Consider the following 19,821-nt stretch of genomic DNA (forward strand, 5'->3'; position numbering starts at 1 on the left):
CTCCTTCTTTACAAAAACCAACCAGTTATTTAGTGTGTTTTATACTAATAGAGATTTGATAAAATGGCTTCAACCAGTTATACAATTTTTGACCCAACCACTTTAGTTGAAGGAGACTGCTTTTGATGAGCGTTACAGAAGAAAAAACGGTTAGAAAGCTTCCTAAGTACTTACAAATCATTGATTATATAAAAGAGAAAATAGGAAATGGAGAGTGGCCGATTGGAAGTAAGATTCCAAGCCAGCGAACGCTTGCAAAAGACTTTCATGTAAATCGAAGCACGGTTATCACAGCATTAGAGGAATTGATGGCAGATGGGTTGATTGAAGGCAGAATGGGCAAAGGGACAGTTGTCATCAACAATACTTGGACACTGTTGGCTAAGAATTCTGCACCCAATTGGGAGAAATATGTAACTTCGGGAATCCAGCAGCCAAGCCGAAGAATTGTTCAAGAGATCAATAAATCAGAATCAAATTCTGATCTTATACAGCTAAGCAAAGGAGAACTTTCAAATGAGATTTTTCCTTTGTCTGCTATGAAAGAGATTATGGGCAAGGTATCTCAAAACATAGAGGCGTTCGGATATGAGGAACCAAAAGGATACTTGCCTTTAAGAGAGGCATTGAGTGATTATTTAAAAACAATCGGGATTCATGCTTCACCTTCATCCATTCTTATAGTTTCAGGAGCACTGCAAGCCTTACAGCTTATATCAATGGGGCTTTTGCAAAGAGGTTCAACTGTTTTTCTTGATCAGCCATCTTATCTTTATTCATTACATGTATTTCAATCAGCCGGAATGAATCTGACCGGACTTCCTATCGATAAAGAGGGGCTTTTGCCAAATCATATTCATATGACAAAGGGGGAACGGGGAAGAGCCATATTATATACAAACCCTTGTTTTCAAAATCCGACTGGTATCTTAATGTCAGAAGAGCGGCGGAAAGAAATCCTTGCAGCAAGCGAAAAAACGCAGCTTCCCATTATTGAAGATGACATATATCGTGAGCTGTGGATAGATGACATTCCGCCATACCCTATTAAAACAATAGATAAAAGCGGCCATGTGCTATATGTAGGAAGTTTATCGAAAACGCTAAGCCCGGGCTTAAGGATTGGATGGATAGTCGGGCCAGAGCCAGTGATTGAACGTTTATCTGACATTAAAATGCAGACAGATTACGGATCGAGCTCGTTGTCTCAAAGAGTAGCGGCGGAATGGTTTACATCTGGCCAATATCAGCGGCATTTAGAACGGGTGAGACATCAATTAAAGATAAGAAGGCAATTTGTTACGAGCGCTTTAGAAACCAATATGAAGAATGCAGCTGTTTGGACTATTCCTAAAGGGGGATTCTTTATCTGGTTAAAAATATTGCCTTCGATATCTATGAAATTACTTTATAAAAAAGCCTTAACAAAAGGGATTCTTCTCAATCTTGGCAGTATTTATGCTCAGGAAAAAGGCAATTATATTCGCTTGTCATACGCTTATGCATCCCTTGAAGATCTTCAAAAGGGAATTTATGAATTAAGTTTGATCATTAAGGAGCTGGCCAGTAAATAAATATGCATTCAATGTTGAGAACCTATCTATCAAAAAACATACCAAACGATGTTGGTATGTTTTTATTTTTATACGTTCTTAGGAATTAAAAGATGAATATGCAGAGGAGTAGGTATCTCTTTATCTTACTGGCTGTTCTAAAAAACAGAAGTGTCTCTTAAAAGAGGGGAATTCTTTTACGGATAGAATAAAAGAGGGAAAGTGATAGGAGGGTACAGTTTGCAGGAGATAAAAAAAGAACAATATAGTAAAGTCAAAACATTGATACATCATAAAGAAACATGTTGCCCGACATTTGTTTATTCAATATTAGAACAAACAATTCCGGGAGTTGTTTATGCAGATGATCAATCGTTTCTGATAGGAACCAGCTCAGGAATTTATTATGTTGCAGGCGATGAAAGGAATCAAAATGTAAATGAATTTATCGTCAAATTATACAATAAGAGAGCTAAATCCAAAAAAAGATTTACTCTGTTTTCTCCCAATCGCTCATGGGACAGCGTAGTAAAAACTGTACTGCATGATGAATTGAATCAAATGATGCGATATTCGTTTTCTCAACAAATTTCTGCCAAAAAGGCTTTTCAGCTTCCAAAGGGGGTTACATTAAAAAGAATAAATGAGGATATCATTTCAAGCAGCACTGAATTTCAAAAAGCTTATTATGAGGAGTATTGGGGTTCAGTCTCGAATTTTTTAAAAAACGGATTTGGATTTGCTGTTTTGTATGACAATTATGTTGTCAGTGAGTGCACTTCTATATTTCTAGGCGGCGATCGTGCAGAAATGGATATCTATACTCACGAAGAATATAGAGGGATGGGGTTCGCTTATATTGCTGGGAGTAAGTTTATAAATGATTGTCTCGAAAACGGCGTCAGCCCTTGCTGGGATTGTGATGTCAGCAACAAATCATCTATTCATTTAGCAAAAAAACTAGGATTTAAGATATCAACCAAATACTCCATCTTTTTTAAAAAATCAGGTTAAAAAAGACCCTTCCAAGGAAGGGCCTTTTCTTGAGCACCAAGCTGACGGAGAATATCATGCTTATTCACATGAACTCTTTTCGCCATTTAAAATGAATATGATTCGCCATCATCTGGCACTAGTACATGAGATGACATGCCTTTTTCATGAATAAAGCCTTTTAATTCTTCTCTGGATAATGCCCAATGGTTGACCGCTTCCATATGGCTCACGATTATTTTTGCATGAGGGGCAGCTTGATGCGTTTCATAGATATCTTCTTTCCCCATGACGAGAGAGCCGCCCTCAAAGAATTGATTGTTTCCTCCGTTCACTACAATGATTTCTGGCTGGTGTGTATCGATCTCTTCTTGTATCGCATCATACCAAACTGTATCTCCGGCTACATATAACGTTTTCTCGCTTTGGTGTTTGAACACGACACCGCATACAAGACCGGCAAGTTTTAAAATATCTCCTCTGCCGTGTTCGCCTTTGGTTTTGATTAATTGAATACCATCAAAGTCTGTGTCGGTTGTGAGAATCTCGACATTTTGAAAACCGGCGTTTCTGACTTCTTTCGCATCTTCTTCATTTTGTACAAACATTTTTATGTCTTTTGGCAACATGTCTTTGGCTGCATCATCAAAGTGATCCAAATGCAAATGAGTGACAATGACTGCATCAAGATTGTTGATGATATGATCCGCTGATGTCGGCAAGCTGACTAAAGGATTTTTTTGGTCTTGTCGTGGTGAATTTGGGAATGGAGGATAAGTGCCCTTTTCTGCTAACATTGGATCTATTAAAAACGTTTTGCCTGCATATTCGACAACAAGTGTGGCATTACGAATTTGTTGAATGTTCATATTAAAACTCCTTTTCTTTGATATACGTATAGCTTATACTATGACCAATCGCCAAATACATGGATGAAATCAAGTCTTTTTGCCGTTTTACTTGAATGTTGAAAGAACCTATTACACATGAACATCGAACGGGCTAGAGTGCATCCTGATTGAAGAGAATGCGGACAACCAAAATAGTACGCGGGTTTTAAAAAAGTGAATGTATTTTTGGAACTCGGACATAGGTGCCAATTTACTTAGCGCATACGATGTTTTCATTTGTTTTTGAAAGGATAGGATATGATGTTGGATCACACGGATATGCAAATAATAGAAGAGTTATCTAAAAACAGCCGCATTACAATGAAAGAATTAGGGGAGAAAGTTCATTTGACGGGCCAAGCCGCTGCATCCAGGGTTGCCAAATTAGAAGATAACGGAGTGATTGAGGGTTATACCATTAAAGTGAATCAAGACAAATTGGGATATTCTATCCATGCCTTGATTAATATCTATACAAAAAGCACGCACCATCAGCCTTATCTTTCCTTTATCAAAACGCAAGAGACATACGTCATCAATAATTATAAAATCAGCGGGGATGGCTGTTATCTTCTGGAATGCAGATTTCCCTCTAACGAATTGCTGGATGAATTTTTGGTAGGCTTAAATCAGCATGTAAACTATAAATTGTCTATTATTATTAATAACATGCAACAATAAAAATGCATAAAGTAAGAATATATAAATGCTAATAAAAACCAAGGGTGTCAGCCTTTGGTTTTTGTTATAAGGCGGAAGGATAATGAAGTTTGATGAAGACATTTAATCAGACTGTGGCGAATCATCCGTAATTGGAATCCATTAGTGATTAACAAATTACGAATATCATCTGGATCTGTGGGGTTCTTTGGAACAGGGAGGCGCTGCACCAGCTGTTCAACTGAATGGCCGACAATTGATGAAAAAAGGCACACAAAGACGTCCAATCACAGGCGCCTTTTTTAATGCAGCTTTTTAGGACTGGGATTTACATTTTCATGATCGATTTCATCAAATAAATTTCGGTTATTTGAATGGGATGGCTGAACATCTTCTTTGATAAAGTCGGGGTGAATGATCTTTTTTAAATCCCTGACTGTTAAAGGCTTGGCTTCATCAATTAATTCTAAGCCTAATAGGCCGTTTGCTTCTAACGTCGCCTTTTTGACATCCTGTAAAGTAGAAACGCCGTGCAGCCTCAATTGCATTTCCAGCTGATCTAACGTCAGTCTCATTCTCTTTAAATTGTCTAAATGTAATTGGCCATCTTCAATGATAATTGTCGCTTTCCCGGTTAACAGCTTTTCAATCAAATTAGACTTTAGCTGAATCCATTCCATAAAAAGGAGTGAGAGCGTAAAAATGACAGCTGCAACTAGTGTTTTTAATAGGCTGTTTTCGATGATCGGCTGAACAATGATGGTTCCGATCGAAATCATGACAACCGTTTGTGCCGAGGTCATTTGCGCAATTGATTTTCTTCCTGAAATTCTAAGCAAAATCACCCCAGATATCATGAGGACAAATGCTTCCCAAGTAAAACTCATCCTACCACCTGACCAGTAATGTAAAGGATTATAACGCCGGAGGCTAAGTGCAGAGCGTCTTTGACCATTTGAACGTTAATATATCCGAAAGCCTGGTTGTTCATTCAGCATGATGAATGACTTTGTATGTTGCCAAGCTGCCCGCATGAGAATAAACAGCGATAAAGTTGCCTTACAGCGGTTCGCGTTCCAAGCGGCTTAGAGCAGGTGAAAAGATTTGTCTTACAATTTTGGACAGGTTGTATAAAAATAAAGCAGATATATGGACATTCTCAAGGCTGGTCCCGTATATTTCAGGAGGTAAATACCAATCAGCAGGAGGAATGGGATGAAAGAGGTTACTGAATTACTATCACTGAATGCAATAGAGAATTTTATAAACCGTCACCAGTTAAGTTTTATCTATATATCAAGACCAAGCTGTACAGTATGCCACGCAGTTTTGCCGCAGCTCAGAGAATTGCTGGAGCAGTTTCCGCATATCAAACTAGGACACGTTAATGCTGACAGTGTGGAGGAGGTTGCCGGCAGATTTTCGGTCTTCACCGTCCCCGTTCTTCTTTTATTTATTGAGGGTACTGAATTTCTGAGAGAAGCGCGTTTCGTGCATTTTGAACAGCTGGAACAGAAATTAAAAAGAGTTTATCAATTATATGAGGAATAAAATGTGCAGCTAAACGAACATGGCTTCAAGTCATGTTCGTTATGTTTTTATGAAGGAAGCAGATGGATATGAAATTCATTGACATAAAATCCAAATTCATGAAATAATACTCATAAGTAATGTTACTGAAAAGTATCTTTTTGTGGAGGCTGATCCGATGTGAAAAGCAGAAAAGGACGTAAAGGGGAGGAGAGCCGGAAACGATTGCTCAAAGCTGCTGCACATGAATTTTCGATTCGGGGATTTCATGAAACGAAGGTAAGTGCCATTGTGAAAAGAGCTGGACTGACGCAGCCTTCCTTTTATCTGTACTTTCAAAGTAAAGAAGCCATCTTTGAGGAGTTAATCAACGATTTCCACTCTCGCTTAAGAAAGCTGACAGAATCACTTCTCCTGGAAACCGGATTACATGCGAACGATGTAACAAACGGAGTGCTCTCTGCTGTGGCAGCTGTTTTTCAGTTTCTGGCGGAGGACAAGGATTTAACAAGGATCGGTTTTTTTCTCAATCCAGAAGCGAAACAATTGAAACAAGATGTGGCGATGGTTTTGAAAGACAACTTAGAAGCAGAACAGCGCCTTGGCTATTTTCGTTCCGAATTGGAAATGGAAACCGTGGCGGAATGCTTGATCGGCATGATTGAACATTTGACCGATTCATATTTGTTAACCGGAATCAAAGATCCGGCAAGTCTCGCCGAGCCGGTTGTCAATCTCTTAATATACGGGATGCTTCCAAAAGGGAGTGACGCAAGATGATATCTATGATCATGAAAGTCAGTTTGGCAGCTTTTATGCTCGCAGGAGGCATCATAAAGGTGTTCCGCGTGCCCTTTCAAGTGGAGCATTGGCGGCATTATCAATATCCGTTATGGTTTCTGACTGTTACTGGTATTCTTGAAATAGCGGGGGCATTTGCTATGACAGCGGGAATTTGGAATCGGTATGCAGCATTTGGGGCAGGCGTCCTGTTTGTCGTTCTCATGGCGGGAGCGGTTCATGCGCACATTGTTCGAGCGCGCCAATCAGTACTCATGACGATCCCTGCAATGATCTGTTTGATTGTTTCTATCATTATAATCATTTGGGAGTCCACGTAAGCTATTCACTTAACAAACCAATTTGCAGGAGACCTCCTTCTCTTATCGAATAATAGAAAATAGATCTTCATTTGTACGTTATTCGTACGGCACCAGCTGGACTTTTTTTCATAAAGGAGGAATACAGGATGGCGTTAACTTTGGAAGACATGACTGTGGAGGAGTTCGAAGCATTTCGAGGGATGTCCGTGCAAAATTATGCGAAACAAAACATACAATCGGGAACTTGGACGGAAAAAGAGGCGTTTGAGAAATCGGAACAGGCATATGAGAAAATGATTCCGAATGGACGAAACAGCAGCAATCATTTCTTTTGGAACATCATAAATGAAGAAGGGGAAAGGATGGGCTGGCTCTGGCTGTATGCTGATCCGCTTCATCCGCAAAAGGAAGCGTTTATCTATTCCTTTGGATTGTATGAAGCCTTTCGCGGTAAAGGGCTGGCTCAATTGGCGCTTCAAAGTCTGGATGAAAGAGCAAGAGAGCTTGGGGCGGAAAGACTTGCTCTCCATGTGTTTGCACATAACGAGACAGCCGTCTATCTTTATCAGAAGATGGGATATGCCATGACCAATATACGTATGCGGAAACAGCTGTGCTGATAATAGCTGCTTATTTAAGCGGTTTCCCAAACACAATATGCCAATGCAGATGTTTAGAGTCATGGTAAGCTCCTAAGTTGGTGATCACACGGCATGCACCTTTTTCTTCCGTCACTATGGAAGCGACCTTTTGAATGACACCCATTCACATCATGGTCGTTCTCTTCCAGGGTGATCATGAGGAGATATGTTTCTTCGGGACAGCCACAACATGGACTGGATAAAAAGGGTTTGTATGATAGTAAGCCAATACGTTATCTGCCTCTAATACCTTATTTGCTTCGTTTTGCCGCTAAATACGTCATCACAGTAAAAGTCTTCAGTCATATGATCCATCCTCACTTTATTTCATTTTCTCTTCTGCTTTTCTTCATTACCTCTCTTCTATATATGAGAAGTTTCCATCTGAACGATCAGGGGCCGCACACCATTGGTATTTTTTTGCCCCTGAACCCTTAGTCGTTGCTGGCTTGATCGACGGGCTAAAGGAGAGGTCTGCTTAAACACAGAAAAAAAGATTGACCTCAAAAATGTAAGGGGTTACAATTGGAACCAATTAGGAAAGACTTTCTCTATCCTTAAATGTATTTAGAAATATTTTTAGGGGTTATTTTTTATTCTATAATGATATTAAAGGGAAAGACTTTCCTTATTTTCGCAGAATGGGAGTGGTACTGTTGGGAAATGTACAGGTTGGGCTATTAGGTGCGGGACGGATGGGAGCTTTTCACGGAGAAAGTATTGCGTTCCGTGTGAAAGGAGCAGATTTGTATGCGGTTGCAGATCCGGTTCCGGGGAATGCAGAAGCATTTGCAAAAAAGCTCGGCTCAAATATTAAAGCGTTTACGGATCCGTTAGACATGCTGGAGCATCCGGCTATTGATGCGGTCATCATTGCGTCGCCAGCAAGGACGCATGCCGCAAACATTATTGCAGCGGCAAAGAAGGGGAAAGCTGTATTTTGCGAGAAACCGATGGCTGTTACGCTGGAAGAAGCGGATGAGGTCATCAGAGCAGTAAATGAAGAATCTGTTCCGCTCCAGGTCGGTTTTAACAGACGTTTCGCTAAAGGCTTTCGCAGTGCATATGAAGAAATCTGTGCAGGAAAAATCGGCACACCACAGTTAATGCGTTCCATCACAAGAGATCCGGCACTCGGCGATCCGACTTCAATTCCTCAATGGACGATTTTTTTAGAGACGCTGATTCATGATTTTGATACCTTACTCTTTCTCAATCCAAATGCAAAGCCAATTGAAGTCTATGCCGCGGCCGATGCTCTTGTCAGACCTGATTTTAAAGACAAAGGATTTTTGGATACTGCAGTTGTCACGATCAAATTTGATAACGGAGCGATTGCAACGGCGGAAGCGAATTTCCAAGCCGTTTATGGATATGATGTCCGCGGAGAAGTGTTCGGATCTGAAGGCATGCTGACCATCGGAGATATCCGCCATACAAACATGACAAGGTATAACAAAGACGGAGTCAGCTACAACACGATTCGCTACGATCAGGACTTATTATTTGATGCTTATGTTGATGAGTTACAATCATTTGTGGATGCCGTTCGAAATCATAAGCCAACCTTAGTTACAGGCGAAGATGCGCGTGCGGCACTTGCCATTGCCGCAGCTTGTATAGAATCTTGCAAAACGAAGCGGCCTGTTACACTAAAAAACGGAGTGCCGCAAACGGTTTGAGTTTTTGATAGAAGAAGCTCCTTTTTAAAAAGAAATTCTGGTAAGCATTCGTTTATACTAGAGAGGATCTATTTTATAAAGGTGGCCTTCTTATGAAAACAACCATTTATGATGTTGCTAAGGAAGCAAACGTTTCAATCTCTACGGTTTCAAAGGTTCTTAATAACACCGGCAATATAAGTGAAAAAACGAAAAATAGAATTTGGAAAGTGATTGAGGAGCTTCAATATCAGCCAAGTGTTGTGACTTCAGCCAGAAAAATGATGAAGACCATCGGGCTGCTCATTCCTGACATCGCCAATCCGTTTATGGCCGAACTGGCCAGAGCCGTGGAGGACAGCGGCCGTAAAAAGGACTTCAGTGTCATCATATGCAGTACGGACAATCATTCGCTGAGAGAAGAAGAATATATCACCATGCTGAAGCAAAAGCATGTAGACGGCATTATTGTGGCGACGGGTCTCAAAAACAGTCAGGCGATACGCGAGCTGATTGAAAGCGACATGCCGGTTGTCATGCTGTCGAGAGATATACCGCATCTGCCTGTAGACACTGTAGTGGCGGATGATTTTAAAGGGGGATACGAGGCAGCTGTCCATTTAGCCCATTTAGGGCATGCAAATATAGCTGTCATAGCAGAAAAGATTAACAATACATCAATCAAAAATCGTGTCATCGGCTTTAAAGAAGGACTGCAGGTTTCAGGAATCCAAATCGATGAATCAGCCATTCTGGACTGTCCATATGACTTGTCAGCCAGTAAAGACATCAGTTTAAAGCTGCTTAATCAAAAACATAGGCCGACAGCTGTCTTTGTGACGACTGAGCTGCTTGCTTTAGGCGTTTTACAGGCTGCTAGGCAGCTTCACATTTCTATTCCTTCATCTCTTTCTCTAGTTGGGTTTGACAACAGCATCCTTGCAAAGATCAGTGATCCCCAATTGACGACTATCGCACAGCCGACTGAAGAAATGGGAGAAAAGGCAATCGAACTGCTGATGGACGGCATGGCCGATTCAAAACAAAAGAAAGTGATACAGCGTGTGATGCTGTCTCCTTCATTAATTGTGCGGAATTCAACGGCGTCACTGTTATGACCCTGTATTTTGGGGGATCTTTCTCTTAAACGAAGGGATATCCCCTCTTAAACGTTAAATACAATCAGTCGGAGGTGTCTTAATGACATCCAAAAAGGCCTATATCAGTCTTATTTATTTTTTCGGGGCATTAGGAGGTTTGCTGTTCGGGTACGATACGGGTGTAATATCCGGCGCGCTGCTGTTTATTAGAGAAGACATGGAGCTGACTCCATTTTTAGAAGGATTGGTTGTCAGCGGAGTACTGATTGGCGCTTTAGCCGGGGCAGCCTTTTGCGGAAGATTTTCCGACCGCTATGGCAGGAAAAAAACAATCATCTGGCTAGGTGTGCTTTTTACAATTGGAGCCATTGGAACAGGCTTAGCTCATAATATCGGAATATTATTACTATTCAGAATGGAATTAGGTGTAGCAGTTGGAGGAGCTTCGGCAATTGTTCCTTTGTATCTGTCAGAAATGGCGCCTGCCGCGATCAGAGGCAGAATCGCTTCATTGAATACATTGATGAATTCTTTCGGAATTCTCATGGCGTATATTGTAAACTTTGTTTTTTCATCTTCGGGCAGGTGGGATCTGATGCTTCTATTAGCAGTGATTCCCTCTTTCATTCTCATGGCTGGCATGTTTTTTATGCCTGAAAGCCCGCGATGGGTGCTGCAGAAAAGAAGTGAGGATGAAGCACGCCATATTTTGCTTCTGACGAGAGATCCGAAAACAATCGATGCTGAGATCCGCAGTATGAAGGAGATTAAGACGAAGGAACGTGTTTCCATATCAACATTATTATCCCCGGCAATCAGGCCGATCTTATTTTTAGGTATTGGGGTCGCCATCTTTCAGCAAGTAATAGGCACGAATACGATTATTTATTATACACCGACCATCTTAGAAAATGCGGGGTTCGGCGCTTCCAGTGCCATTGCAGGAACCATTGGCATCGGCATTATCAATGTCTTATTTACGATCATCGGCTTGCTGCTGATTGATATGATAGGGCGAAGAAAGCTCATGCTGATCGGCAATGTCGGAATGTCTTTGGCACTTGGTATTTTGGGCATCAGTACGCTGTTCTTTCATGCACCCGATTGGCTGCTGTTATCCTGCTTATGCTTGTTTATGGTAGCGTATTCAGCGAGCTGGGGAATGGTCGTTTGGGTTGTGCTGGCTGAAATTTTTCCGTTGCAGGTCAGGGGAACGGCGCTGGGAATTGCTAGTACCTGTCTGTGGCTGGCAAATATTGCAGTGTCGCTGTCCTTCCCGCTGCTTTTAGATCTGATAGGTACAGGTGCTTTATTTCTCATGTACGGCGCCATTGGTGTACTTGCCTTTCTCTTTGTTTATCAATATGTGCCAGAGACAAAAGGCAAATCATTGGAACAGATTGAAGGAGAAATCATGTCAAAGAATACAGCTTTATCTTTCTAAAAGGAGGATTTCAATATGGGAAGAGAATATGGGTTATGCTTATGGACTTTCGGCAGCATTCCATTTGAACAAAAATGCCGGCTGGCTGCAGAAATCGGAGTAGATGGGGTTGAGGTCGAAGGGGATATTTCGCTGAATCCGAAAGACATTGCCGAAACATTGGCTGCTCATCAAGTAAAGGTTTTATCGATAACGCCAAGGAATGTGGATATTTCAAGTGCGAATGAAGAAGTTCGTTCAAAGGCTGTGCAGTATTTCTTAGATTTACTGGATTGGGCTGTGGATTTAGGGGCTCCCCGTATCTGTATTCACGGCGATGTCGGTAATGTGAGAGGGAGCGGTGATGATACAAGGGATTGGAGTTTACTAGTCAAAAGCGCTAATAGGATCATGGCTAAAGCGGAGGAATTACAGATTCAGGTGGTATTTGAAGTACTGAACCGATACGAAAATCACCAAGTGGTCACTTGTGAAGAAGCTTTACAATTCATTCGCGATGTCGGCAGCCCCAATCTCGAAGTACTTCTCGATGCGTATCATATGAATATAGAAGAAGCTGATCCTGTAAAGGCCATTAAATTGGCAGGGCAGAAACTCGGAGTCTATCACGTGGCTGATTCAAATCGCCAGGCGATCGGAAACGGCCATGCGAATCTCAAAGAGCAAATCGAAGCGCTTAATTTTATCGGTTATAAAGGCCCGATAATTATGGAGATGGTGGCGGCTGGACCGGATCCGTTTACTCCGATGAAAGGAAATGCCTATTTGGAAGTAGCGGCAGGGTATTATAAGTCATCATTAGAGACATTAAGGTCATGGGAAGGCTTGAAAATATAAAGAAATAAAGGACAACGGCTGTTGTCCTTTTTAATGCCGCTTGAACATTCCCGCTCAGTTTTTTTTATCTTGATGATCAAGCTCTTTCATCCGTTTCGTAAGCTCATTGAAGGCCTGATCCAGCTCCTTGTACCCTTTATCATTTGGCGTCATAAAACTGAGCTTTCCCAGCACTTCTTGTCTTTCTGTCTCAAGCTTTAAACGAAGCTCCTCCCGGTCATTTCTTTCTGAAGGAACGTCATTCAATTGCTTTTCGATGCCATTGTTTGAGATAACGAGTTTGCTGTTCGTTGTTTTCTCGAGAAAATAACGGTCGTGCGATACCACAATCAGTGTGCCGCTGTATTGTGACAGTGTTTCTTCCAGCTGTTCGCGTGACGGCAGGTCGAGGTGATTGGTCGGTTCATCTAATATCAGCACGTCTTTTTCCTCTAAGATATAAGCCATCAGCTTGCACTTTACACGCTCGCCCATACTCATATGTTGAATTGGTTCTGTCCATTGAGAAGCGGTAAATCCCAATCGCGTCATGATATTCTGGACATTTCCTCTCGCCTCGAACGTGTCTTGATAAAATAACTCCTCCGGTGTTTGTTCTAAAGGCAAATCAAATACTTCCTGTGTTAAATAACCGATTTTTGCTGATGGTGATATCCACACCTTTCCCTCAGCCGTTTCCTGTCCAAGAATGACTTTCAATAAGGTTGTTTTTCCGCTGCCGTTCGGGCCTGTAATGGCAACCTTTTCTCCGTGCTGAATCGTAAAGCGGGCGTTTTGAAACAGTGTCTTTTCGCCAAATGACTTCGTCAGATGTTGAACCTCCAAAAACCGTTTTCCTGTTTTATGAGTTGTATCAATTGAAAAACGAACAGTATATTCCGGATCGACAGGCTCAGCCTTTGTTTTTTCGAGTTCTTTTTCAAGCCGCTTTTGTTTCGATTTGATCTGGGCATCTGTGCGCTTTGCTTTTACACGATGGTATTCTTTAAACCCTTCCTTTTTCGTCGATTGTGCGTGGGCTTTTTTCGACCATGAAGTGAGTTCTGTCATTTGTGCTTCAATCCGTTCAATCATTTTCTGCTGTTTTTCATATTCGCGCTGCTGTGTCAGTCTTTTTTCTTTCCGGAACTTCATGTAACCAGAGTAGTTCCCTTTGTATTCAGTCAGCGTGTGGTCCTCGATTGACCATATTTTCGTGGCAGCTTCATCTAAGAAATACCGATCGTGCGAAACGAGAATGACAGTGCCGCTAACATTTTTCAGCTGCTGAATGAGAAATTGCAGGCTTATGTCATCAAGATGGTTTGTCGGTTCATCTAGCAGGAAAAGGTCTGCATCCTCTGATAGCCCTTTTGCCAGCCGTGCTTTCAGTTTTTCTCCGCCGCTTAACTGGCTGAAATCACGGGCTGGCACGTGCCATTTCTCCAGCAGTTTCACTTCGGCAGGTGTCTGATTCTCAAAGGAATACGATTCAGTCTCCTGTTCAACCAGCACCGTTTTTAAGCCGTGCTGCATCCATTGGATTTGTCCCTGTGACGGAATTAAGTCCTTGTTGATCAGGTGAAGCAGCGTCGATTTTCCAGCCCCGTTTTTGCCGATAATCCCAATGATATCGCCTTGCTGAACGCTGGCATTTATGTTTTTAAAAACGGTAAGATCCTTCACTTCATAGCTGACGTTTATAAGTTTTAATTGTTCTTTCATCTATATCCCTCGCTTTAAGGGAGAACAAAAAAATCCTCCCAAATGTTTTGGAAGGATTAGCCGTGCCTTTGCCATGATTAAATAAGCTATTCTTCAGAAATAGCGCGTACGTATTTAGAAAATGGGCAGACTAATCCTATTTTTTATGATTTGAAATATGCGATTTCAAACGTTAAAAATAAGATTAGTTAATCATTGTCCACCCATCATCCCTTCTCAATTTATTACAAACAATATAGCATATTTTTTAATTCGAAAGCAAAGGGAAATTGGAATTCCTCTGGATATCCAATCAAAAAAGCTCCTGCTCTCATTTCTGAGGCAGGAGCTTAAAAGGGTTATGGCTGCTTTAATTTTCTTACTTTATAAATCACAATCAACAAAATAAACCAAACCGGTGTAACAAATAAGGAAACCCGAGTATCCTGTGCTAATGCCAGTACAACAAGGACAAACGCCAGGAACGCCAAAATTAAGTAATTCGTAAATGGATAAAGCGGCAGCTTAAATTTGTTTGCTTTCGCCAATTCAGGTCTTGTTTTACGGTATTTCATATGGCAGATAACAGTAATTCCCCAAATATAGATAAAACATACGGTGGAAATACTTGTGATCAAGGTGAATACGCCTTCCGGCATGATGTAGTTCAATGTGACACCGATTAAAATCACGATAGCTGAAAAGAACAATGCATTTCTCGGTACCTTGCGCGGTGTCAGTTTCGCCATTGATTCCGGCGCATTCTTGTCTTTCGCCAGTGAATAGACCATGCGGCTTGTACTGAATACAGCGCTGTTGCAGGCTGAGGCAGCTGACGTTAATACAACAAAGTTGATAATGCTTGCCGCACCGACGATGCCGACTGCAACAAAGACCTGTACGAATGGGCTTTCGCTAGGATTGATGACATCCCATGGATAGATGCTCATAATCACAAGAAGCGCCCCAATATAGAAAAGCAGCACCCTTACAGGGATATTGTTGATCGCCTTAGGGATGACTTTTTCAGGGTTTTCTGTTTCACCCGCTGTAAGCCCGACGAGTTCAATGCCGACAAAGGCAAACACAACCATCTGGAACGAGAGGATAAATCCGTGTATTCCATTCGGGAACATGCCTCCGTGGTTCCAGAGATTTGAGAAACTGGAAACACCTGAACTTGTGGAAAAGCCTTTGAAAATCATAAAAAGACCGATCACAATCAGCGCCAAGATGGCAATGACTTTAATTAATGCAAACCAGAATTCCAATTCTCCAAACAGCTTGACGGTAGCCAGGTTCATAATCAGTAAAATAATAAGAGCGATTAAGCCCGGAACCCATTGCGGCACACCGGGAAGCCAATACTGTGTATATAGCCCGACCGCAGTTAAATCGGCCATCGCGATTGAAATCCAGCAGAACCAGTAGGTCCAGCCTGTGATAAATGCGGCCATATCGCCTAAATAATCCTGAACAAAATCAACAAAAGAGTGATAGTTCAGATTAGACAACAGCAGTTCTCCAAGCGATCTCATAATTAAAAAGCAAATGATCCCCGTGATCATGTAAGCAAATAAAATTGACGGTCCTGCAAAGTGTATCGATTTTCCCGAACCGAGAAACAGGCCTGTCCCAATGGCTCCGCCGATCGCAATAAGCTGGATGTGCCTGTTTTTCAGGCCTCTCGACAGTTTCTGCTGATTTATATTAGGATCTTGCGTCTTGTCGTCTGTCACTTTGTGTGTTCCTCCATTGAAAATTGTTTAAACATGTTTTTAGATACTATTATAACACTAAAATTTCTATCTTTTTTACTATACAGGAAATATGGAAGGAAATTTTAAGGTTTATCGATTCATCACAAGGTACGAAAAAAGCGGCTCAATCGTGGGAGCCGCTTTTGTTTACGCCATTTTATGACTTTTTCATATACAGATAAAGCCCATAATCAGTCGGAGCAGATGCGTACCCTATCTGACGCAGCATCGCTGTTATGTTGCCGCGGTGATATGTCCCGTGATTTACAACATGCGGCACCAGTTCAGAAGCAGTCGTTTTCATGATTCCGCCGGCGGGATTTTCAATCTGAAGGGGTTTATGGATCTGTTCCTTTTGCTTGAAAAAAGCTGTATATCGCTCGGACAACTTTAGAAACAGGGCTTCCATTTCCGCTAGCTCCTTCGCCACTGTCTGTTCTGTAAGCTGTTCAGCTAATGCCAAAGCATGGTTCATACTTTTTCCGGAAAACACTTCAATCCAGCCGAGATCAGAAAGATAAACATGGGACAACACATGGGATATTGACGGGAACACACTTTGGATCTCCTGACGATAAACCTCCTGTGGAAGCTCTTTTAATCGATTAAACATTTGCTGATGAGCCCATACGTTATATTCATACAATTGTAATGCTAGATCAGACATGTGAATTTTCCCCTTTCGCGTTTATTGTTTCTATTGTATACGAACAAACATTCTTTAGGGAATTTTCTGTGAATAAAATGTATTGACAGAACATAGTTTAGAGGGATAAACTATGTAGCATCGATCGAAAGTTTAGAGGTGTAAACTAAAATGCAGGAGGAAAGACGTTGAATGAACAGAAGCTATGCCAAGCGATAAATCTTTTCGTAGAAGTTTTACTTGAAGGTACAGAGTTTGTACATCATGAAGTCGATCAGGATATATTCAAACACATCTCCAGAGAACAGGCCGACCTGTTAAAAATTTTAAAAGTCAAGGGCCCATCTTCTCCCGGCAGCCTGGCCATGTATCAAAACGTGCATAAGAGCGCGATTTCTAACCGATTGAAGAAGCTGCTGGAAAAGGGATTGGTTGAGTGGGATGACTGTCCGGTAAAAAATGATAAACGCACGAAACGAATCAAAATTTCAGAAAACGGTGAAAGCATTATCGAAGAATTGGATTCAGCTATCTTTAACGCGCTCAAAGAGCTGATGCACGATATAGATGAGGAGCACTTACAATCATTCATTGACATATTTACCATTCTAAAAAGCAAATTTAAAGGAGGGGATCTTCCGGAATGAAATCGATTGTCAAATTCAAATGGGCCATTGCGGCGGTTATCTTAGCGCTGACTGTTATATTGAGTTTATTTTCTCCCAACTTAACGGAGCTGGCCAATCAAAAGGGGCAGTCACAGCTGCCGGCTGATTCCGTTTCAGAAAAAGCAAATGCTATTCTGAAAAAAGCCGGAGAAAACAATAATTCGATAAGCATTGTCTTTCCATTAGATCGTGCGCTAAATAAAGATACAGAGGATCAGCTCCGCAGCATGATCGATAACGTCAAAAAGATTGATGGTGTTGAAGAGGTAACATCTCCGCTGACAGGTGAAAAAGAAATCAAAGATCAATTGATTTCAAAGGATAAGAAAACCATTCTTATTCCCGTAACGATCACCGGGTCTGATAAGAAAGCGGAAAATATTGCTGATGATATTTATCAAATCGTTCCCGATGATTTGACGGCATATATTACGGGAGCGTCTCTTATCAATCAGGATTTTGCGCACAGCTCAGAGGATGGGCTTAAGAAAACGGAAGTGATCACAGTCTGTTTGATTATCGGCTTGCTGCTGATCGTGTTCCGCTCTGTTGTGACGCCTTTTATCCCGATTGTGATTGTCGGTTTCTCGTATGTAATCAGTCAATCTATACTGGGCATTTTAGTTTATAATGTTGATTTTCCTATTTCGACATTTACCCAAACCTTTTTAGTTGCCATCCTGTTTGGGATTGGAACAGATTACTGTATTCTTCTTCTGACTCGTTTCCGTGAAGAACTGGCAAACGGGCATGACAAAAAAGAGGCAACCCTTATTGCTTACCGTACAGGCGGAAAAACATTGTTTATCAGTGGGTTTGCGGTATTGATCGGGTTTTCTGCCCTTGGTTTTGCAAAGTTTGCCATTTTCCAATCAGCTGTGGGAGTTGCTGTCGGGGTTGGCATTTTAATGATCATCCTCTTCACTCTGCTGCCTTTATTTATGGTGACGCTCGGTGAAAAGCTCTTCTGGCCGTCTAAGAAAGTGCTGTCGCACAATGACAATAAATTGTGGGCGTTTCTCGGCAGACATTCTGTTGCCCGTCCGTTTCTGTTTCTCGTTATAACAGTCATCATCACGCTTCCGTTCATTTTGACCTATGATGACCAGATTTCATTTGATTCAACGGCGGAAATCAGCAGCGATTACAAATCCATCAAAGGTCTTGAAGCCATTAAGGATGGGTTTGGTGAAGGAAAAGCATTTCCGGTGAATGTGGTGATAAAAGGAGACAAGGATCTCACTACCGCTGAGACGATCCCTTATCTTGGAAATATCAGCAAAGCCATTGAGAAAGTCGAACATGTTGATTCCGTCATGACCATTACCCAGCCGACGGGTGAAAAAATCAAAGATTTATATATTGATAAACAGCTAGGCTCTGTGTCAGACGGGCTGGATAAGACAGTAAAGGGAATTGCTGATGTCCAAAGCGGGTTAACGGATATTGAAGATGGGCTGAATCAAATGTCCGGGCAAACCGGAACAGCCGCGAATGGCAGCTCCGGAGGCTCACTGTCAGATGCAGCTGACGGTTTGGGAAAAATCAATCAGCAGCTGCAGCTTGTCAGCAAACAGCTTTCTCAAACCGGCAATACCGCACAGGCGGTGCCGCAGCTCACAGCAATCAGCGGACAGCTTGGACAAATTCAAACCGGCCTTGAGCAAGCAAATGAGCAGCTTTCAGGCCAGCAGAAACAGGCCGGAACGCTGACAGAAAGCCTGAATCAGCTTGCCGAAGGTGTGAAGAGCGCAAATAATGGACTGACAAAAATCACCGACGGGATTACGGAATCCAGTGATATGTTAGAGGACATGAGCAAAAGCTCAACCGTTCGGGATACGGGGATTTTTATTCCTGATCAAGTCATGAAAGATAAGGATTTTAAGAAATCAATTGATCGGTATTCCTTTGCAGACGGCAAGGGAGTGCAATTAAGCGTCGCCTTGGAGTCAAACCCGTATTCAGAACAAGCGATTACGACCATAAACCAGATCAAAAAAGCGGTAGCCGGCGAAGTCGGCGGCACGCCTCTGGAGGACACTCAAATTGTTTACGGCGGGGTAACGAGCGTCAATGCCGATTTAAAAGAGCTGTCTACAACGGATTTCTCCAGAACGATGGTCATCATGATTCTCGGGCTGTTTATCGTCTTGACAATCTTGTTCCGTTCAATGGTGATGCCGATTTATATGATCGCTTCACTGCTGCTTACGTATTACACTTCAATATCAATGACGGAATTGATTTTTGTGAATATCTTGGGCAATGATGGAGTCAGCTGGGCGGTACCGTTCTTCAGTTTTGTCATATTGATCGCGTTAGGGGTAGATTACTCGATCTTTTTGCTTGACCGCTTTAAAGAAGAGGTTCAGCTTGGCATTCATCAAGGTGTCATCAGGTCAATGAGCAAAATGGGCTCTGTCATCATCACCGCGGCTATTATTTTGGCCGGTACATTCGCGGCGATGATGCCATCAGGCGTAAATACGCTGATGCAGGTGGCAAGTGTCGTCATTATCGGGCTGCTGCTGTACGGCCTTGTCATTCTTCCGCTCTTGATGCCGGCAATCATTGTGACATTTGGAGAAGGAAACTGGTGGCCGTTTGGCAGAAAGAAAAATAAAGAATAGAAAAAAAGAGTGGTGACAA

At 41.9% G+C, this 19,821-nt stretch carries 18 protein-coding genes and 1 pseudogene; 13 read left to right on the forward strand and 6 right to left on the reverse strand.

All coding sequences use genetic code 11. The features are described from left to right. The first annotated feature begins 125 nt into the window (after nucleotides 1–125). Both pdxR and NYE43_RS03025 read left to right on the forward strand, forming a co-directional pair. The gene (gene pdxR / locus NYE43_RS03020) at nucleotides 126–1,574 is read left to right on the forward strand and encodes a MocR-like pyridoxine biosynthesis transcription factor PdxR (protein ID WP_341060832.1); all 1,449 of its coding nucleotides are present in this window, start codon (nucleotides 126–128) and stop codon (nucleotides 1,572–1,574) included. Between the two features lie 219 nt (nucleotides 1,575–1,793). Further along, nucleotides 1,794–2,567, forward strand: a complete 774-nt coding sequence (locus tag NYE43_RS03025) for a GNAT family N-acetyltransferase (RefSeq protein ID WP_341060834.1) — start codon at nucleotides 1,794–1,796, stop codon at nucleotides 2,565–2,567. A gap of 86 nt (nucleotides 2,568–2,653) precedes the next feature. On the opposite strand, the gene NYE43_RS03030 is transcribed toward NYE43_RS03025, so the two are convergent. Further along, a complete protein-coding gene (locus tag NYE43_RS03030; protein ID WP_095714180.1) occupies nucleotides 2,654–3,415 on the reverse strand; it encodes an MBL fold metallo-hydrolase in 762 nt (253 codons plus the stop codon). 282 nt (nucleotides 3,416–3,697) lie between these two features. On the opposite strand from NYE43_RS03030, the gene NYE43_RS03035 reads away from it, so the two are divergent. After that, nucleotides 3,698–4,117: an Lrp/AsnC family transcriptional regulator gene (locus NYE43_RS03035; protein ID WP_024120359.1), complete on the forward strand. Its 420-nt coding sequence runs from the start codon at nucleotides 3,698–3,700 to the stop codon at nucleotides 4,115–4,117. A gap of 281 nt (nucleotides 4,118–4,398) precedes the next feature. Here the strand turns inward: NYE43_RS03035 and NYE43_RS03040 are convergent, their stop codons facing one another. Then, nucleotides 4,399–4,983 (reverse strand): DUF421 domain-containing protein, encoded by a 585-nt coding sequence (locus NYE43_RS03040; protein ID WP_095714182.1) that lies wholly within the window; start codon nucleotides 4,981–4,983, stop codon nucleotides 4,399–4,401. A 328-nt stretch (nucleotides 4,984–5,311) separates the two neighbouring features. Between NYE43_RS03040 and NYE43_RS03045 the strand changes: the two genes are divergently transcribed. The 4 genes from NYE43_RS03045 (at nucleotide 5,312) to NYE43_RS03060 (ending at nucleotide 7,349) form a co-directional block, all read left to right on the forward strand. Beyond that, a complete protein-coding gene (locus NYE43_RS03045; RefSeq protein WP_024120361.1) occupies nucleotides 5,312–5,647 on the forward strand; it encodes a thioredoxin family protein in 336 nt (111 codons plus the stop codon). A 159-nt stretch (nucleotides 5,648–5,806) separates the two neighbouring features. Then, a complete protein-coding gene (locus NYE43_RS03050) occupies nucleotides 5,807–6,406 on the forward strand; it encodes a TetR/AcrR family transcriptional regulator (RefSeq protein ID WP_024120362.1) in 600 nt (199 codons plus the stop codon). Then, entirely contained in the window at nucleotides 6,403–6,747 is a 345-nt protein-coding gene (locus NYE43_RS03055; RefSeq protein ID WP_024120363.1) for a DoxX family protein, read from the forward strand. The genes NYE43_RS03050 and NYE43_RS03055 overlap by 4 nt, the downstream gene beginning before the upstream one ends. A 128-nt stretch (nucleotides 6,748–6,875) precedes the next feature. Continuing rightward, the gene (locus NYE43_RS03060; RefSeq protein ID WP_185848246.1) at nucleotides 6,876–7,349 is read left to right on the forward strand and encodes a GNAT family N-acetyltransferase; all 474 of its coding nucleotides are present in this window, start codon (nucleotides 6,876–6,878) and stop codon (nucleotides 7,347–7,349) included. Between the two features lie 10 nt (nucleotides 7,350–7,359). Here NYE43_RS03060 and NYE43_RS21675 read toward each other — a convergent pair. Beyond that, nucleotides 7,360–7,676 (reverse strand): annotated as a pseudogene (locus NYE43_RS21675) (HIT domain-containing protein). 350 nt (nucleotides 7,677–8,026) lie between these two features. Between NYE43_RS21675 and NYE43_RS03070 the strand changes: the two are divergent. The 4 genes from NYE43_RS03070 (at nucleotide 8,027) to NYE43_RS03085 (ending at nucleotide 12,412) form a co-directional block, all read left to right on the forward strand. After that, entirely contained in the window at nucleotides 8,027–9,052 is a 1,026-nt protein-coding gene (locus NYE43_RS03070) for a Gfo/Idh/MocA family oxidoreductase (RefSeq protein WP_341060840.1), read from the forward strand. 92 nt (nucleotides 9,053–9,144) lie between these two features. Then, nucleotides 9,145–10,149, forward strand: a complete 1,005-nt coding sequence (locus tag NYE43_RS03075; RefSeq protein WP_103671992.1) for a LacI family DNA-binding transcriptional regulator — start codon at nucleotides 9,145–9,147, stop codon at nucleotides 10,147–10,149. Between the two features lie 82 nt (nucleotides 10,150–10,231). Next, complete coding sequence (locus NYE43_RS03080; protein WP_341060842.1) at nucleotides 10,232–11,575, forward strand: sugar porter family MFS transporter; 1,344 nt, start codon at nucleotides 10,232–10,234, stop codon at nucleotides 11,573–11,575. Nucleotides 11,576–11,590: 15 nt separating this feature from the next. After that, a complete protein-coding gene (locus tag NYE43_RS03085) occupies nucleotides 11,591–12,412 on the forward strand; it encodes a sugar phosphate isomerase/epimerase family protein (protein WP_341060845.1) in 822 nt (273 codons plus the stop codon). A gap of 54 nt (nucleotides 12,413–12,466) precedes the next feature. On the opposite strand, the gene abc-f is transcribed toward NYE43_RS03085, so the two are convergent. From abc-f to dinB, 3 genes are all read right to left on the reverse strand, one after another. After that, nucleotides 12,467–14,116, reverse strand: a complete 1,650-nt coding sequence (gene abc-f, locus NYE43_RS03090; protein ID WP_101860707.1) for a ribosomal protection-like ABC-F family protein — start codon at nucleotides 14,114–14,116, stop codon at nucleotides 12,467–12,469. A gap of 338 nt (nucleotides 14,117–14,454) precedes the next feature. Further along, complete coding sequence (locus NYE43_RS03095) at nucleotides 14,455–15,834, reverse strand: amino acid permease (protein WP_024120370.1); 1,380 nt, start codon at nucleotides 15,832–15,834, stop codon at nucleotides 14,455–14,457. Nucleotides 15,835–16,012: 178 nt separating this feature from the next. Next, a complete protein-coding gene (gene dinB, locus NYE43_RS03100) occupies nucleotides 16,013–16,522 on the reverse strand; it encodes a damage-inducible protein DinB (RefSeq protein ID WP_024120372.1) in 510 nt (169 codons plus the stop codon). 167 nt (nucleotides 16,523–16,689) lie between these two features. On the opposite strand from dinB, the gene NYE43_RS03105 reads away from it, so the two are divergent. Together NYE43_RS03105 and NYE43_RS03110 are read left to right on the forward strand one after the other, a co-directional pair. Further along, nucleotides 16,690–17,148 (forward strand): MarR family transcriptional regulator, encoded by a 459-nt coding sequence (locus tag NYE43_RS03105; RefSeq protein ID WP_103671995.1) that lies wholly within the window; start codon nucleotides 16,690–16,692, stop codon nucleotides 17,146–17,148. Continuing rightward, the gene (locus NYE43_RS03110) at nucleotides 17,145–19,802 is read left to right on the forward strand and encodes an MMPL family transporter (protein WP_341060847.1); all 2,658 of its coding nucleotides are present in this window, start codon (nucleotides 17,145–17,147) and stop codon (nucleotides 19,800–19,802) included. Before NYE43_RS03105 ends, NYE43_RS03110 begins: the two co-directional genes overlap by 4 nt. Nucleotides 19,803–19,821 lie beyond the last annotated feature (19 nt).

This window comes from Bacillus sp. FSL R5-0434, from assembly GCF_038004745.1.
In the GTDB taxonomy this organism is placed as follows: domain Bacteria; phylum Bacillota; class Bacilli; order Bacillales; family Bacillaceae; genus Bacillus; species Bacillus halotolerans.

Coding starts and splice junctions, on each gene's coding strand:
- NYE43_RS03060 (WP_185848246.1), top strand. CDS start 6,876: ATGGCGTTAACTTTGGAAGACATGACTGTGGAGGAGTTCGAAGCATTT.
- NYE43_RS03055 (WP_024120363.1), top strand. CDS start 6,403: ATGATATCTATGATCATGAAAGTCAGTTTGGCAGCTTTTATGCTCGCA.
- NYE43_RS03045 (WP_024120361.1), top strand. CDS start 5,312: ATGAAAGAGGTTACTGAATTACTATCACTGAATGCAATAGAGAATTTT.
- pdxR (WP_341060832.1), top strand. CDS start 126: ATGAGCGTTACAGAAGAAAAAACGGTTAGAAAGCTTCCTAAGTACTTA.
- NYE43_RS03080 (WP_341060842.1), top strand. CDS start 10,232: ATGACATCCAAAAAGGCCTATATCAGTCTTATTTATTTTTTCGGGGCA.
- NYE43_RS03030 (WP_095714180.1), bottom strand. CDS start 3,415: ATGAACATTCAACAAATTCGTAATGCCACACTTGTTGTCGAATATGCA.
- NYE43_RS03110 (WP_341060847.1), top strand. CDS start 17,145: ATGAAATCGATTGTCAAATTCAAATGGGCCATTGCGGCGGTTATCTTA.
- abc-f (WP_101860707.1), bottom strand. CDS start 14,116: ATGAAAGAACAATTAAAACTTATAAACGTCAGCTATGAAGTGAAGGAT.
- NYE43_RS03085 (WP_341060845.1), top strand. CDS start 11,591: ATGGGAAGAGAATATGGGTTATGCTTATGGACTTTCGGCAGCATTCCA.
- NYE43_RS03075 (WP_103671992.1), top strand. CDS start 9,145: ATGAAAACAACCATTTATGATGTTGCTAAGGAAGCAAACGTTTCAATC.
- dinB (WP_024120372.1), bottom strand. CDS start 16,522: ATGTCTGATCTAGCATTACAATTGTATGAATATAACGTATGGGCTCAT.
- NYE43_RS03040 (WP_095714182.1), bottom strand. CDS start 4,983: ATGAGTTTTACTTGGGAAGCATTTGTCCTCATGATATCTGGGGTGATT.
- NYE43_RS03035 (WP_024120359.1), top strand. CDS start 3,698: ATGTTGGATCACACGGATATGCAAATAATAGAAGAGTTATCTAAAAAC.